The organism is Bradyrhizobium sp. HKCCYLR20261, assembly GCF_051168435.1.
Classification (GTDB): Bacteria; Pseudomonadota; Alphaproteobacteria; order Rhizobiales; family Xanthobacteraceae; genus Bradyrhizobium.
On the sequence record NZ_JBNPUZ010000004.1, the window covers coordinates 398725 to 413063 of the forward strand.

At 66.0% G+C, this 14339-nt stretch carries 11 protein-coding genes; 6 read left to right on the top strand and 5 right to left on the bottom strand.

Features of this window, described 5'->3' with window-relative positions; genetic code table 11:
• Window positions 1-4: 4 nt before the first annotated feature.
• Entirely contained in the window at window positions 5-1129 is a 1125-nt protein-coding gene (locus ACQR1L_RS11920) for a helix-turn-helix transcriptional regulator (RefSeq protein ID WP_434858141.1), read from the bottom strand.
• Between the two features lie 173 nt (window positions 1130-1302).
• Window positions 1303-1725, bottom strand: coding sequence for a GFA family protein (locus ACQR1L_RS11925; protein ID WP_434858142.1), 423 nt, complete (start codon window positions 1723-1725; stop codon window positions 1303-1305).
• 236 nt (window positions 1726-1961) lie between these two features.
• Here ACQR1L_RS11925 and ACQR1L_RS11930 point away from each other — a divergent pair, with 236 nt between their 5' ends.
• From ACQR1L_RS11930 to ACQR1L_RS11945, 4 genes are all read left to right on the top strand, one after another.
• Window positions 1962-2969: an AraC family transcriptional regulator gene (locus ACQR1L_RS11930; RefSeq protein WP_434858143.1), complete on the top strand. Its 1008-nt coding sequence runs from the start codon at window positions 1962-1964 to the stop codon at window positions 2967-2969.
• 114 nt (window positions 2970-3083) lie between these two features.
• Window positions 3084-4184 (top strand): HlyD family secretion protein, encoded by a 1101-nt coding sequence (locus tag ACQR1L_RS11935; protein WP_434858144.1) that lies wholly within the window; start codon window positions 3084-3086, stop codon window positions 4182-4184.
• Window positions 4181-6928, top strand: coding sequence for a ribosome-associated ATPase/putative transporter RbbA (gene rbbA, locus ACQR1L_RS11940; RefSeq protein ID WP_434858145.1), 2748 nt, complete (start codon window positions 4181-4183; stop codon window positions 6926-6928). The genes ACQR1L_RS11935 and rbbA overlap by 4 nt, the downstream gene beginning before the upstream one ends.
• Before the next feature lie 3 nt (window positions 6929-6931).
• A complete protein-coding gene (locus ACQR1L_RS11945) occupies window positions 6932-8056 on the top strand; it encodes an ABC transporter permease (protein ID WP_434858146.1) in 1125 nt (374 codons plus the stop codon).
• Between the two features lie 57 nt (window positions 8057-8113).
• On the opposite strand, the gene ACQR1L_RS11950 is transcribed toward ACQR1L_RS11945, so the two are convergent.
• Complete coding sequence (locus ACQR1L_RS11950) at window positions 8114-8935, bottom strand: outer membrane protein (protein ID WP_434858147.1); 822 nt, start codon at window positions 8933-8935, stop codon at window positions 8114-8116.
• Window positions 8936-9303: 368 nt separating this feature from the next.
• Between ACQR1L_RS11950 and ACQR1L_RS11955 the strand changes: the two genes are divergently transcribed.
• Both ACQR1L_RS11955 and ACQR1L_RS11960 read left to right on the top strand, forming a co-directional pair.
• Window positions 9304-9558 (top strand): hypothetical protein, encoded by a 255-nt coding sequence (locus tag ACQR1L_RS11955; RefSeq protein ID WP_434858148.1) that lies wholly within the window; start codon window positions 9304-9306, stop codon window positions 9556-9558.
• A gap of 962 nt (window positions 9559-10520) precedes the next feature.
• Entirely contained in the window at window positions 10521-11891 is a 1371-nt protein-coding gene (locus tag ACQR1L_RS11960; protein WP_434858149.1) for a UDP-N-acetylglucosamine-peptide N-acetylglucosaminyltransferase, read from the top strand.
• 27 nt (window positions 11892-11918) lie between these two features.
• Here the strand turns inward: ACQR1L_RS11960 and ACQR1L_RS11965 are convergent, their stop codons facing one another.
• Both ACQR1L_RS11965 and ACQR1L_RS11970 read right to left on the bottom strand, forming a co-directional pair.
• Complete coding sequence (locus ACQR1L_RS11965; RefSeq protein WP_434858150.1) at window positions 11919-12479, bottom strand: hypothetical protein; 561 nt, start codon at window positions 12477-12479, stop codon at window positions 11919-11921.
• A gap of 119 nt (window positions 12480-12598) precedes the next feature.
• Complete coding sequence (locus tag ACQR1L_RS11970; RefSeq protein WP_434858151.1) at window positions 12599-14188, bottom strand: ATP-binding protein; 1590 nt, start codon at window positions 14186-14188, stop codon at window positions 12599-12601.
• Between the last annotated feature and the right edge of the window lie 151 nt (window positions 14189-14339).

Here is a 14339-nt window from a genome sequence, read left to right on the forward strand (position 1 = left end):
CGGATCAGTTCATTCGAAGCCCGATCGAGATTTCCTGCACGCGCCGGGTCAGCTCGGCGACGCCGCGCCATCCCGTCTTCTCGCGCGTGCGCTTCAGATGCGTATAGACCGTGGTGACCTTGACGCCGCGATGGGCCGCATATTCGACAGCCGTCATGCCGCCGCTCAGGGCGCAGGCGAGCTGGGCCTCCGCCCGGGTCAGTCCATGCAGCTCCTGCAGCAGCCGCGCCGCCGCGCGATCGGTCAGCGGATCGCGCACCAGCATGATCGCGGCCGCGTCGGGAAGGTCTGAGCGCAAGCGGACGCGCGGCAGCGCGCGCAGTGAAATCGTGCATGGCGGCAGGCCGTCGGTGCGAGGCGCCAGGAAATCGATCGCCGTCTCCTCGCCGGCAAGGTTTCCGATCCCGGCGACCGCGCCAAGAGCGCGGGCAAAGCGGCGGCTGACATCGCCGGAGCGGAAGTGAATGCCGCGCTGATCGATCCGAAGCAGGCCGCCTTCTGCCGACATCGCCTGCAGGCTCGGATTGAGATAGACGACCTGGCCCTTCGCGCCGAGCAGCGCGACGCCGTCCGTCAGAAGGTCGAGCGCTCGCGTGTCGAACTCGCCTGACGCCGCGCCAAAACGCCGCCGCCAATCATAGGCGCGTTGCAGATGCGGTGTCAGACGCCGCAGCTGCGCGATCTCGGCCGATCCGACATGACCTTGTCGTCGCGCGCGCTGCAAGGTGAGGGCGACGAATTGCCGAGGCGTGTGCTCGATCACTGCGGAGACGAAGTAGCGGAGCCCGGCCCGCGGCAGGAACTCCGCGTAGAACGGGTCCCGGCTCATCGCGCGTTCGTCCATGACCTGATAGTCCCAGCACAGCTCGCCTCGGCGCTGACGCGCCGCGACCGCCAGGCGGGGATTGCGTGGCGCGAAATGAGCCAGATAGTCGTCGCCCTCGGCCGAGGCGACGCCGCTGCTATGAAAGACCAGCGGGCGCGACGTGGTCGTGTCGATCACTTCCAATGTGGCGCCCTCGGCGCCAATCAGTGTCCGGATCGAGCCGAGCGTGTCGGTGATGCCATCAGGGTCCGCAAAGCCCTGATAGATGGCGTCCAGCGCCTGCGCGTAGAGCTCGCTCGTCACGGTCACCTCGCTGCAATGGCCCGGGCCGGTCGCGCGGGTCTGCAATGTCAACCCTGACGGGTGGATGATAGTCCCTTGTGAGTCGCCATGCGCCGCGACAGGTTCACCGGTTCCGACCGGCCGAGGCCGAGAGCCTGGAGGCGACGAGTCCTCCAGGCTCGCTGCGTGCCGGGCTATTCGGGCACAGTGTCGCCCGAGCCGCCGAACTCGCGCGGAAAATCCTTCAGCTTCGGCAGTCCGTCGCGCATCGGCAGCACCGTTTCCGCATAGTTGACGTGGACCGCGGGCTGGAACGCAAGCTCGGGCAGGGTCGCCGCGAACACGTCGATCAGCCCGAGCGGCGGGTGGTTGGTCATCAGATGCCCGCCGCATTTCGTGCAGTATTGCCGCTGGCTCAGCGCCGTCTTCTGAAACATCGCCACGTGCTCCGCGCCCGATGTGATCCTGACCGCATCCGGCTTCCAGAGACTGAAGGCATTGACCGGGCCGCCCGACCACGACCGGCAGGAGCGGCAGTGGCAATAGCCCATGGCCTCCGGCGCCCCGGTCACCTCGATTTCGACGGCTCCGCAAAAACATCGTCCAGACAGTGTCATCCTCGTCCTCATTGGTTGTGAGAGGGACGGACGGCAACATTCCCATGCGCGTGAGTCTTGGCGTTGGACGACGAATGCCGAGGCTGCGGCGATCAGAGGTGATCCGGTTCACATTCGAGCAGCGCATGTGAGCCCGCGTCCCCTGATCAGAGGACGCCTGCCGCAAGCAGATGACGGTATCGAACCGTCGGAGCGAACCATTCTCGGTCGCAATCGGATCAGTCGCGGGTGATTGCATGTCGGGTCTCAATTCTCAGATCGTCGAGTTTTCGACCGACCGGATCGCGGAGCACGAACGGGCTGCGTTCTGGCGCGAGCATTACGGCCAGGTGATGCTGCGGGTGGACTTTGAGCCCGCGCCGGACGTCGCCTTCAAGGCGCATAATCGCGCGCTGGCGCTGCCCGGATTGCAGCTGTTCGATGCCTGGGCGACGCCGGCGCGGATCTCGCGATCCGGCCGACATCTGACCGAGGGCGCCGACACCGTGCTGCTCGCCATCAATCGCGAGGGGACCGCATTCGTGGAAGCCGCGCATCAGGCTCAGGAGCTGCGCGAAGGCGATGCGGTGATCCTGAGCGGCGCCGAGCCGTGCGCGTTCCATCGCGCGAGCAACGGCCGGTCGTTGACCCTGCGTGTGCCGCGCGTGATGATCGAAGCGGCCGATCTCAGCATCGAGGATGCGGTGATGCGGCCGATTCCCGCAGGGCACGGCGCGCTGCAACTGCTCGATCACTATGCGAGCTGGCTCATGAGCAGCGGCGGTGCGATCGATGCGCAGCTCTTGAATCTGTCGGTGCGTCACGTCCAGGATCTGCTGGCGCTCGCGATCGGTCCGTCCGTCGACATGGCCGAGACGATGCGCGCGCGCGGATTGCGCGCCGCCCGGCTCAAGCTCGCCAAATCGTTTCTGGTCGCCAACAGCCGGCGTCGCGACGTGTCCGTATCGACGCTTGCGGCGAAGTTGAACGTCACGCCCCGCTATGTGCAGCGTCTGTTCGAGATCGACGGCACGACCTTCTCCGCATTCCTCGCCGGTTTGCGCCTCGCGAACGCCCATCGCATGCTGTGCGATCCTGCCCACGGCCAGCTCGGGATCGCCAGCATCGCCTATGATGTCGGCTTCGGGGATCTCTCGCACTTCAACCGCTCGTTCCGCCGCCAATATGGCCTGACGCCGCGCGAAGTCCGTGGCGATCGTGGCCAGAGCCAGGATGTCCGGCACGGAGCCGTAACCCAAACGTGATCGCGATCCACGCCACCCGGCGGCTGAACGCTGCGCGCCGTTGAGCTGAGTCAACGGTTTTCGGGAGCCGTATGGCAAAGCAAGCGCCTGCGTCAGCGACGAAGGCGTCTTGGAATGGATCAGCAGGAAACTGAGCGCGTCAACGATACCAGGCTTGTGCCACAGCCGCGCACTGAGGCCGCAACGGTGGTGCCGCATCCCGCCATGCCCGTTCCCGTGGCGCATCAGCCGCAACGGAAGCGGGTGATGTGGCCGCTGGTGCTGCTGCTCGCTGTTCTCGGCGCGGCGGGCGGCGGCGGTTACGTGTGGTGGCAGCAGCTTCACCCGCCGCTGCCGCTCGGCATCAGCGTCAGCAATGGTCGTATCGAGGCGGACGAGATCGATATCGCCACCAAATATGCCGGCCGCGTCGCCGAACTGCGCGCCGATATCGGCGATCTCGTCGAGGCCGGCCAGATCGTGGCGCGCATGGACACCAAGGAGCTGCAGCAGTCGCTGTCGAAGGCAGAGGCCCAGGCCGAACAGGCGCAGCATGTGGTCGATCAGGCGCAGGCCAATCTCGCGCAGCTGCAATCGCAGAAGACGCTGGCCGAACAGGAGATGGAGCGCACGCGGAGCCTGCTGCAAAGTGGCTGGACGACGCGTGAGCTCGCCGACCAGCGCCAGCAGGCGCTCGACGCCGCGACCGCCGGCCTGACTGGCGCCCAAGCAAAGATATCGGAAGCGCAGCGCTCGCTGGAAGCGGTCCGGCACGACGTCGCGCTGTACATGGTCCAGATCGCCGACAATTCGCTGATCGCGCCGAAGCCGGGCCGCATCCAGTATCGGCTCGCCAATGTCGGCGAGGTGCTGGGCGCCGGCGGCAAGGTCTTCACCATGCTCGACACCGGCTATGTCTACATGGACGTGTTCCTGCCGACCGAGGAGGTCGGCAAGGTCAAGATCGGCAGCGACGCGCGCATCGTGCTCGACGCCTATCCGGATCGACCGATCCCGGCGAAGGTCTCGTTCGTCGCCAGCCAGGCGCAGTTCACGCCGAAGACGGTCGAGACCCGCAGCGAGCGCGACAAGCTGATGTTCCGAATCCGCGTGCGCGTCGACCAGGACAGGCTCGCCGCCCATGCCGACGCGGTGCGCAGCGGTCTGCCGGGCGTGGCGTATGTCCGCTGGAATCCCGACACCGCCTGGCCCGCGCGTCTGCAAGCTGCGCCATGAGCACATCAGCGCCTCCCGTCGCGGTGGTGAGGCAACTGTCCCAGCGCTATCGCGAGATCACCGCCCTCGACGACGTCTCGCTCAAGATTCCCGGTGGCTGCGTCGTCGGCCTGATCGGCCCCGACGGCGTCGGCAAATCGTCGCTGCTGTCGATCCTGGCCGGCGCCCGCGCAATCCAGTCGGGCGATGCCGTCGTGCTCGGCGCCGACATGGCCGACCGGCGTGCGCGCGAGCAGGTCTGCCCGCGGATCGCCTACATGCCGCAGGGTCTCGGCAAGAATCTCTATCCCGATCTCAGCGTGCGCGAGAACATCGTGTTCTTCGCCCGGCTGTTCGGCCAATCCCGCGCCGAGCGCGACTGGCGCATCGCCGAGCTGCTGGACGCGACGGCCTTGGCTGACTTCGCCGACCGGCCGGCGAAAAAATTGTCCGGCGGCATGAAGCAGAAGCTCGGCCTGTGCTGCTCGCTGATCCACGATCCCGACTTCCTGATCCTGGACGAGCCGACCACCGGCGTCGATCCGCTGTCGCGGCGGCAGTTCTGGGACCTGATCGACCGGCTCAGGGCGCGCAGCGCCAACCGCATGAGCGTCATCGTCGCCACCGCCTACATGGAGGAGGCCGAGCGTTTCGACTGGCTGATCGCGATGAACGATGGCCGCGTGCTCGCGACCGGCGCGCCGGACGAGCTGAAGGCGCAGACCGGCGCGGCGACGATTGAGGATGCGTTCGTCGCGCTGCTGCCCGATGGCGCCGCACGGGACGAGGCGGCCATGCCGCCGAAGGCCGAACTCGACGGCAGCCACGAGACCGTCATTGTCGCGCGCGACCTGACTTGCCGCTTCGGCGATTTCACCGCCGTCGACGGCGTCAATTTCGCGATTCGCAAGGGCGAGATCTTCGGCTTCGTCGGCTCGAACGGCTGCGGCAAGACCACGACGATGAAGATGCTCACCGGGCTCTTGCCGCCGACCGCGGGCGAGGCGCTGATCTTCGGCCGCTCGATGGAGGCCGGCAACCATCAATCGCGCAGCCGGGTCGGCTACATGTCGCAGGCGTTCTCGCTGTATGGCGAGCTCACGGTGCGGCAGAACCTCGTGCTGCATGCCCGTCTGTTTCACCTGCCCGGCGCCACCGCCGACAAGCGGATCGCCGAGCTCATCGATCGCTGTGATCTCGCCGACCATGTCGACGGTCTCGCCGCTGATCTGCCGCTCGGCATTCGGCAGCGGCTGTCGCTCGCGGTGGCGATCGTCCACAAGCCCGACCTGCTGATCCTGGACGAGCCAACCTCGGGGGTCGATCCCGTGGCGCGCAACCAGTTCTGGCGGCTGCTGATCGAATTGTCGCGGCAGGACGAGATGACCATCTTCGTCTCCACGCATTTCATGAACGAGGCCGCGCGCTGCGACCGGCTGTCGCTGATGCATGAGGGGCGCGTGCTCGCCACCGACACGCCGGACGGGCTGATCGCGGCCAAGGGAGCGCAGACGCTCGAACAGGCCTTCATCGCCTTCCTCGAGCAGGACGCCGGCGTCGCCGATCCGCCGGTCACTCTCACCCAGGCGAGCCCCGACCAGCCGCATGCAACGGCAGCGCAGGGCGACCAGCGCCAGCCCGCCTTCAGCTCGCGGCGGCTGCTGGCCTATACGATCCGCGAGGGCCTGGAGCTGATCCGCGATCCGATCCGGCTGATGTTCGCGCTGTTCGGCACCGCGTTCCTGATGATCGTGATCGGCTTCGGCATCTCCACCGATGTCAACAATCTCACCTTTGCCGCGCTCGACCGCGACCAGTCGCCGGAAAGCCGCGCCTATCTCGCCGAGCTCAGGGGATCGCGCTACTTCGTGGAGAAGCCGCCGCTCGCCGACTATGCCGAGCTGGAGCGGCGCATGAAGAGCGGCGACATCAAGGCCTCGATCGAGATCCCGCCGAATTTCGGCGTCGATCTCAAGCGGGGACGGCCGGTGTTCGTCTCGGCCTGGATCGACGGCGCAATGCCGTTCCGCGCCGAGACCATCCGTGGCTATCTCGAAGGCACGCACCAGCTCTATCTGTCCGATCCCGCGGTGAAGACGACGCAGGCGCTGCCCGCGGCGCCGGTCAATGTCGAGATCCGCTTCAAGTACAATCAGGCGTTCGACAGCATCTATGCGATGGCGCCGAGCACGATCGCGCTGCTGCTGGCGCTGTTCCCGGCGATCCTGATGGCGCTGGCGGTGGTGCGCGAGAAGGAGCTCGGCTCGATCACTAATCTCTACGTCACACCGGTGACGCGGCTGGAGTTCCTGATCGGCAAGCAGCTGCCCTATGTCGGCGTCGCGCTGACGAATTTCGTGCTGATGTTCGTCATGGCGCTGGTGCTGTTCCGGGTGCCGCTGAAGGGCGCCTTCCTGCCGCTGCTCGCCGGCACCTTCGTCTATGTGTTCACGACGACCGGTTTCGGCATGCTGATCTCGACCTTCTGCCGCACCCAGATCGCGGCGCTGTTCGGCACCGCGATCCTGACCGTGCTGCCGGCGACACAGTTCTCCGGAATGCTGGTCCCGGTCTCCTCGCTGTCCGGCGCCGCGCGGCTGATCGGCATGGGCTTTCCGATGACCTACTACCGGCCGATCACGGTCGGCACCTTCACCAAGGGATTGGGTTTTGCCGATGTCGGCATGGACATCCTGGCGCTGCTGGTCTTCATTCCCGCGCTGACCGCGGTCAGCCTCCTGATGCTTCCGAAGCAGGAGCACTGAGCCATGCTGCGGTCGCTGTCCAACATCTTCTGGCTGGGCACCAAGGAGCTGCGCAGCCTGTTCGGCGATGTCGTGCTGATCGGGCTCGTGATCTATTCGTTCACGGTCGCCGTCATCAGCCAGGCGCAGAGCAGCTCGCAGGAGCTGCACCGCGCCTCGATCGCGGTGGTCGACGAGGACCATTCCGAGCTGTCTCGCCGCATCACCAAGGCGTTCCTGCCGCCGTATTACCAGACGCCGGTGCACATCCGTCAGGACCAGATCGAGCCGCTGATGAACAGCGGCCGCTTCACCTTCGTGCTCGACATCCCGCCGAACTTCCAGCGCGATGTTCTCGCCGGCCGCAAGCCGTCGGTTCAGGTCAATGTCGATGCGACCGCGATGATCCAGGCCGGCATCGGCTCCGGTTACGCGCTTCAGATCATCGATACCGAGGTCGCCTGGTTCGTCGCCCGCTCCGAGACGCCGTCGCAGGCTCCGGTCAATCTGGTGACGCGGATCGCGTTCAATCCCAACGTCACGACCGCGTGGTTCGAGGGCGTGATGGGCATCATCAACAGCGTGACCATGCTGGCGATCATCCTGGCCGGGGCCGCGCTGGTGCGCGAGCGCGAGCACGGCACCATGGATCATCTGCTGGTGATGCCGCTGTCGCCGTTCGAGATTGCGATGTCGAAAATCTGGGCCAATGCGCTGGTGATCGCGGTGGCGGTTGCCGTGGCCCTGTATCTCGTCGTCAGATGGTATCTGCAGGTGCCGATCATGGGCTCGATCCCGCTGTTCCTCGGCGGCACCGTGCTTTACTTGTTCTTCGCCACATCGGTCGGGCTGTTCCTCGGCACGATCGCGCGGTCGATGCCGCAGCTCGGGCTGCTCTACATTCTCGTCGCGGTGCCGATCAACATGCTGTCCGGCGGGATGACGCCGGTGGAGAGCCAGCCGGTCTGGCTGTCGACGATCATGAAGGCCTCGCCCTCGACGCACTTCGTCTCGTTCGCGCAGTCGATCCTCTATCGCGGCGCGGGCCTCGATGTCGTCTGGCCGCAATTCGTCGCCGTGGCCGTGACCGCCGCGCTGGTGCTGTGGCTGACCTTGCGCCGCTTCCGGACCGCCATCGCGGCGGCCTGAAGCTCAGCAAAAAAGCCTCGGCGGAGCCGAGGCTTTTGCGAATCGTTGCGGTCGCGATCAGTAGCGCGCGACGACCGGGCTGCCGAACTTGTAGTTCACGCCGACCCGGACGGTGTGGAACGAGAAATCCTGCGACAGATTTTCCCGGTAGTTGAAGCCGGGAGGAGCAAACGTGCTGCCGGGGGAATAGGTCGAGGCGTAGCTGATGTTGCCGAGGTCGGTGTAGAGGTACTCGGCCTTCACCGTCCAGTTCGGGGCGAACGCATGCTCGACGCCGGCGCCGACCGTCCAGCCGGCCTTCGTCACGTTGGCAGACGCGGTCTTGGCGTAGCCGTTGCCCGAGGTCAGATCCCAGCTGCCCTTGACGTTGCCGACGGCGAGACCGCCCGTGACATAGAACAGCGTGGTGTCGACGGCGACACCCGCGCGGCCGCGCAGGGTCATGAACCAGTCGGTGCGGATGGTCTCGTTGAACGTGCGCGTCGTCGGCGGATTCGGGCCCGTGACGATCAGGCGCTTGTTGATGTCCGATCCGTTGATGTCGGCCTCGATGCCGAACACACCCGGGCCGCTCTGCCAATTGTAGCCCGCCTGCAAGCCGCCGACGATGCCGGCGGGATTGAGCCGGTTGTTGCTGAGGGCGACAAACGTATTCTGGAAGGCGACGCCTTCGGCCGCCCAGCTGCTGGTCTGATCGAGGGTCGTGCCGAGGTTCGAGCGGCCCCAGCCATAGCCGACGTTGCCGCCGAAGTAGCCGCCGGTCCAATTGTAGATCGCGGCCGGAGGCGGAGCCTTGGTGTAGCGGGCCGGAAGGTCTGCGGCGAAAGCGCCGACCGAGGTCGCGAGGAGCAGGGCGGTTGCGGAGACGAGCGTCTTCATCGGTCACAATCCTCAAATCAAATGAGCAACGTTCGGACACACTCATCTCACAATCCGATTTGTTGTGCTGTAGTCCAACTACAACACTCGCCGTCGTAAGTATCTGTGATGTCGTCACAATTCTCCGTTGTGCCGTTAACCCTAAGTCGTTGTAAACCCGACTCCTAATGGGCACAGCGGTTCAGTGATACGGGAGGCCGCCGCGTCTCGACCGCCGTCCAGACGGATGCGGACAAATTGACGCATCTCATTAGGCAACGATTTGCCAACCATCCGCAGCACTGACGCGGGCCGCTAACGATTTCGCAAAACGCGCGGGTGCACCGTCGCCTCCGTCGTCCTGGGGGGACGGAGAGGGGAGAGCAGTCATGATGAATGGGGAAGCGGTTCTCGAAAACGTGCGGCGCTATCGCACCATCGCCTCCTTGTACCGGCAGACGGCGGCATTCCGGCCGCATCAGCGCGAGTCGCTGCTGGCGCAGGCGGCCGAATGGGAAAGCCGCGCGGTCGCCGAGCTCGAGGATTACTTTATCGCGCGCCAGGTGCCGTCGCAGCCGCCTGCAAACATGAACTATCATACGCCGTCCTACACGCCGCCCGCCTGGCAGATGGCCGCGGCGTAGTCGCAAGGTCGCAGCCGAGCAGCCCCGCGGCGCAATCCGCGCCCGAGTTGGTGTGCCGATGGACCCTCTCCGAGCGAGAGGGGCAGGGAAGACCAGGCACCGACCGGTGCCCGTGGCCCCCGTGCGAGAAGAATGCACGGGGCAGGAACCACAGGTTCGGCCGACGACCGGCCCTCCCTGCGCAATGGGCTACGGCTTATACGTGCTCTTCTCGGTGCACCGGGCTTTCTGGCCACCGTATCGCGACAACGCTTTCGCGTTGCGCGGGACACCAGCATCGGGGTGTCAGAACCACACGACTTCACCGTCCGCAACGAACCGTTCGTCGGCATGCCCTTGGGCATGCTGCGATCCACTGCGGCCATCGCTCCCCGCCTCGCGTGCCGTGACGACCGCGATACGCCCTCTGCCCGAGGCGGTATGGGGACATCAGACTATGAATTCCGGAAAAACGAAAGCGGAATATTTTTGCGGTGGCGTCTGGACAGAGGTCATCGCGTTGAGCCGGCGGGTGAAATGAGTTTTTCGGAGCATGTCGTTTCGTCGATATGTGAGCTCGACCTGGAGCGGATCGACCTGCCCGACGGGCGACTCAGGCGTCGAAGGTCTCGCCGAGTGATTGGCCCCGCTAGGTCTCCGAAAACTGCTGTCGTCCCGGGCAAGCCGGACGTCGCGCAGCGATGTCAGGCGCCGACCCGGGACCCATAATCCCCGGCAGCGTTTGAGGCACGATCGCCACTCCGAGTCGTCGCCACCCATCGGCCTGTGGCTATGGATCCCGGATCTGCGCCCTGCCAACGCTGTCGCGCTGTCAGGGCTTGTCCGGGATGACGGCGGAGGGGATGGCGGCGGTGTGTCTCCGCGAAAGCGAGCTTCGAAGGGAGATCGCTTGGTGATCCCAGAGCTGGCGCAGGACTTGCTGAGCCTAAGGCGGCCGGCGGCTCCGGCGACGAGGGGACTCGATGAGAGCGTTCGGTCGCGACCGTGGCATGTGCGCCTGGGATGATTTCGCCCAGTCATCGATCGAGGCCCGCCTGGCGCTGGCGGGAGCGCGGTCGGGGCAGATTCCCCCGTTCCTGATGCTGTCCGTGCCCGGAATGAGCGCGCGGGACCATCGCGTCTGCTCTGAGCTGTGGACGCGGGATCGCCTGGCCGCGAGCGGCGCGGAGCGAACCCGCCTAAACTTCCGCTTCGATCTGGGGGTTCGCGACAAACTTCGTGTCGGTTACCTGTCAAACGACTTCCACGATCATGCGACCGCGCATCTGCTGATCGAGGCGCTGGAGGCCAACGACCGGACACGTTGCGAGCTGCACGCGTTCTCGTTTGGAGCCGATGACGGCGGCCTGATGCGCGGCCGGCTCAGCCGCGCCTTCGACGTCTTTCACGACATCACGTCGCTGAGCGATAGCGACGCCGCAAGTGCGGTCCATGCGGCTGCCATCGACATCCTGGTCGACCTGAAGGGGTTTACGCGCGGCGCCCGCACCGGAATCCTGATGCTGCATCCGGCGCCCGTCCAGGTGAACTTCCTCGGCTACCCCGGCACGCTCGGCGGCGACATCTGCGACTACATCATCACGGACGCGTTCATCACGCCGGCCTCGGCCGCGGCCGATTACGCCGAGAGCTTCGCCTATATGCCGCATTCCTACCAGCCGCATGGCCGGGCCAGTTTCGGGCCGCCCCCGGGGCGCGCCGATGTCGGCCTGCCGGAATCCGGCTTCGTGTTCTGCTGCTTCAATCAGGCCTACAAGTTCACGCCCGACGTGTTCGACATCTGGTGCCGGCTGCCTTCTGAGACACCGGACAGCGTGCTGTGGCTGCTCGCCTCGGATCAGGCACAGGGCAATCTGCGCGGCGAGGCGCTACGCCGCGGCGTGTCGCCGGACCGCCTGGTGTTCGCACCAGAGCTCGATCAGGAGGCGCATCTCCGCCGGCTGCAGCTGGCTGATCTGGTGCTGGATACCGCGCCGTACGGCGCGCACACCACAGCGAGCGATGCGCTCTGGGCGGGCGTGCCGATCCTCACCTGCGCGGGGGATACGCTGGCGTCGCGGGTGGCGGGCAGCCTGCTGCATGCGGTCGGCCTGTCCGAGCTGATTGCGTCCGACGAAGCGGATTACGTCGCGGTCGCGCTGACGCTTGCGGCCGAGCCCGACCTGCTGCAGGCAGCCAAGGCGAGGCTTCGGCGCAACCGCCTGGTCGCCCCCTTGTTCGATGTGCCGGCCTTCGCCAGATCGCTCGAGGATCTCTACGCGCAGATGTGGGACCGACGGCGCCGCGGCGTCGGCCATGCTGCGATCTGGGCCGCCGCGACGCCACGCCAATGACGCTGCCGGTCCGTTACTCCGGCGCCGTTACTCGGGAGCCATGCGGGCTGCGGCGAGCAGGCCGATGAGCGCGGTGAGCGCGCCGACGCTCATGGCGTTGATGGAGACCAGCGAGGCGTAGTGGGTTTCGGCGACGCGCATCAGCGGATCGCCGAGATGGGCGTCGACGACCAGATAGCAGGCGAACGGCAATCCCAGCAGCGGCAACGACCGCAGCCGTTCCTCGGGGCGAAACAACAGCGCGCCGAGCAGGGCACAGGGAATGAGGAATAGCTCGACGCCGCTGTGGATGCCGAACAGCTTGACGGAAAACACGGTGTTGCCGGTGCCGGTGAGGACCATCAGGGCGCGGCCAGCGAACGGATCGCGGCGTGCGAGCACGGGCACGCCGGCGAACAGCGGCAACGTCAGGAGCGTGAGCCAGGCGGGCCAGGCCGCGGTGCCGGCGATCGCATGCAGATAGAGCGGATAGAACGGCTGGTTGGAGACGATGACCAGCGCGACCTTGGCGGCAATGTCGGATAGCGGATCGTCAGTCGTCGCATAGGCCTGGACGGCGGCCAGCCAGCGCCGGAACATATCAATCATTCACTCGACCTCGACTCCCCTGATCGATCCTGCTGATCGACCTTGCGCCAGCCGCTCATGAAACGCGCGCATGCGGCGGGCGGATCAGCCGGCGCCGTTCCCGGCGCCGGTCCTTTGGGTCACGCATTCAGCGCCGTGCGGATCATGCGGGCGAGATCGGCACTCTGATAGGGCTTGGTCAAGAGCAGCACGCCGGCATCGAGGCGGCCGTGGTGCACGATGGCGTTTTCCGTATAGCCCGAGGTGTACAGCACCTTGAGGTTCGGCCGCCGCTTGAGCGCCTCGATTGCGAGCTGCCGGCCGTTCATGCCGCCGGGCATGATGATGTCGGTGAACAGCAGATCGATGCGGACGGGGCTGTCGATCAGCGCCAGCGCCTCGTCGGCCTTGCTGGCGGCGAGCGTGGTGTAGCCGAGCCGCTTGATCTGGGCGATCACATATTCGCGCACCAGGGAGTCGTCTTCCACGATCAGGATGGATTCGTCGCCGCGCTCCATGCCGGCCATGCTGATGTCTGCCAGCGCTGCGTCGGCGTCACGGTTGGCTTGCGGCAGATACAGCTTCACCGAAGTGCCGTGCCCCGGCTCGCTGTAAATCTTGATATGGCCGTTGGACTGCTTGACGAAGCCATAGACCATGCTCAGCCCGAGGCCCACGCCCTTGCCGACGTCCTTGGTGGTGAAGAACGGCTCGAACACCTTGTCCAGCAAATTGGCCGGAATGCCGACGCCGGTGTCGCTGACCGCGATCATCACGTAGTTGCCGGGGATCACCTCCGGATTCATCCGCGCATAGGCGTCGTCGAGCAGCACGTTCTTGGTTTCGAGCGTGAGCTTGCCGCCCTCGGGCATGGCGTCGCGCGCGTTCAGCGCGAGGTTGAGGATCGCGGTCGAGAGCTGGCTGGGATCGATCATGGCCGGCGCCGAATCGTGCGCCAGCATGGATTCGATCTCGATCTGCTCGCCGAGCGTCCGCCGCAGCAGGCGGGCGGTGTCGACCACCATGCCGTTGATGTCGACGCTGCGCGGCTGCAGCGGCTGGCGCCGCGCGAACGCCAGCAGGTGCTTGGTCAGGTCCGCGCCGCGCGCCGCCGCGGAGTTGATGAGGCTCGTGATCTGCACGAGTTGCGGACGGTCCTTCACGGCCTCGGCGAGGATCTCGATCGTGCCCGTGATCACGGTGAGGATGTTGTTGAAATCGTGCGCGACGCCGCCGGTGAGCTGGCCGATCGCTTCCATCTTCTGGGCCTGGCGCACCTGCGCCTCGGTGGCCTCGATCTCCTGGAAGCGCTTGACCATCGCTTCCGCGGTGCGGCGCTGCCGCGTCTCCTCCTCGAGCTGCGCATAGGCGTGCTTCAGCTCGGCGCGGGACGGCATCGTCAGCACGCGCGGCAGCAACAGCAGCAGCGCCGCGGCGATGCCGGCCGACATGAAGGCCAGGAAGCCCTTGGTGGTCGCCTCGAGCACGTAGGCCGGCACCCAGATGGTGAGAACCTCGATCAGCCGTGTCAGGCCGCAGATCGACACCCACAGCGCGAACGCCCAGAAGATGTAGCTGAACTGAAAGTCGCGGCGGCGATAGACGATGTAGGCCAGGACGAAGGCGATGGCGAAGAAGGCGAAGGAAATGAGCAGGTCGGAGACCGCGTTCACCCAGATCAGCTCAGGCGTCCACAGCAGGCACTCACCAATCGGCGTGAGCTTCGACATGTCCCAAATCCCCAAACGTGCGGCCGCGTCGTCCCCCGCGATCCGGCAAGTTCCCTTAGCAGATCATCTAATTTCGGTTGAGCCCACAAGCGTGCTGACCGCCCCAAATCGTCCAGGCGGTAGGTTCACACCTTGAAGGCGAGTGACGCAA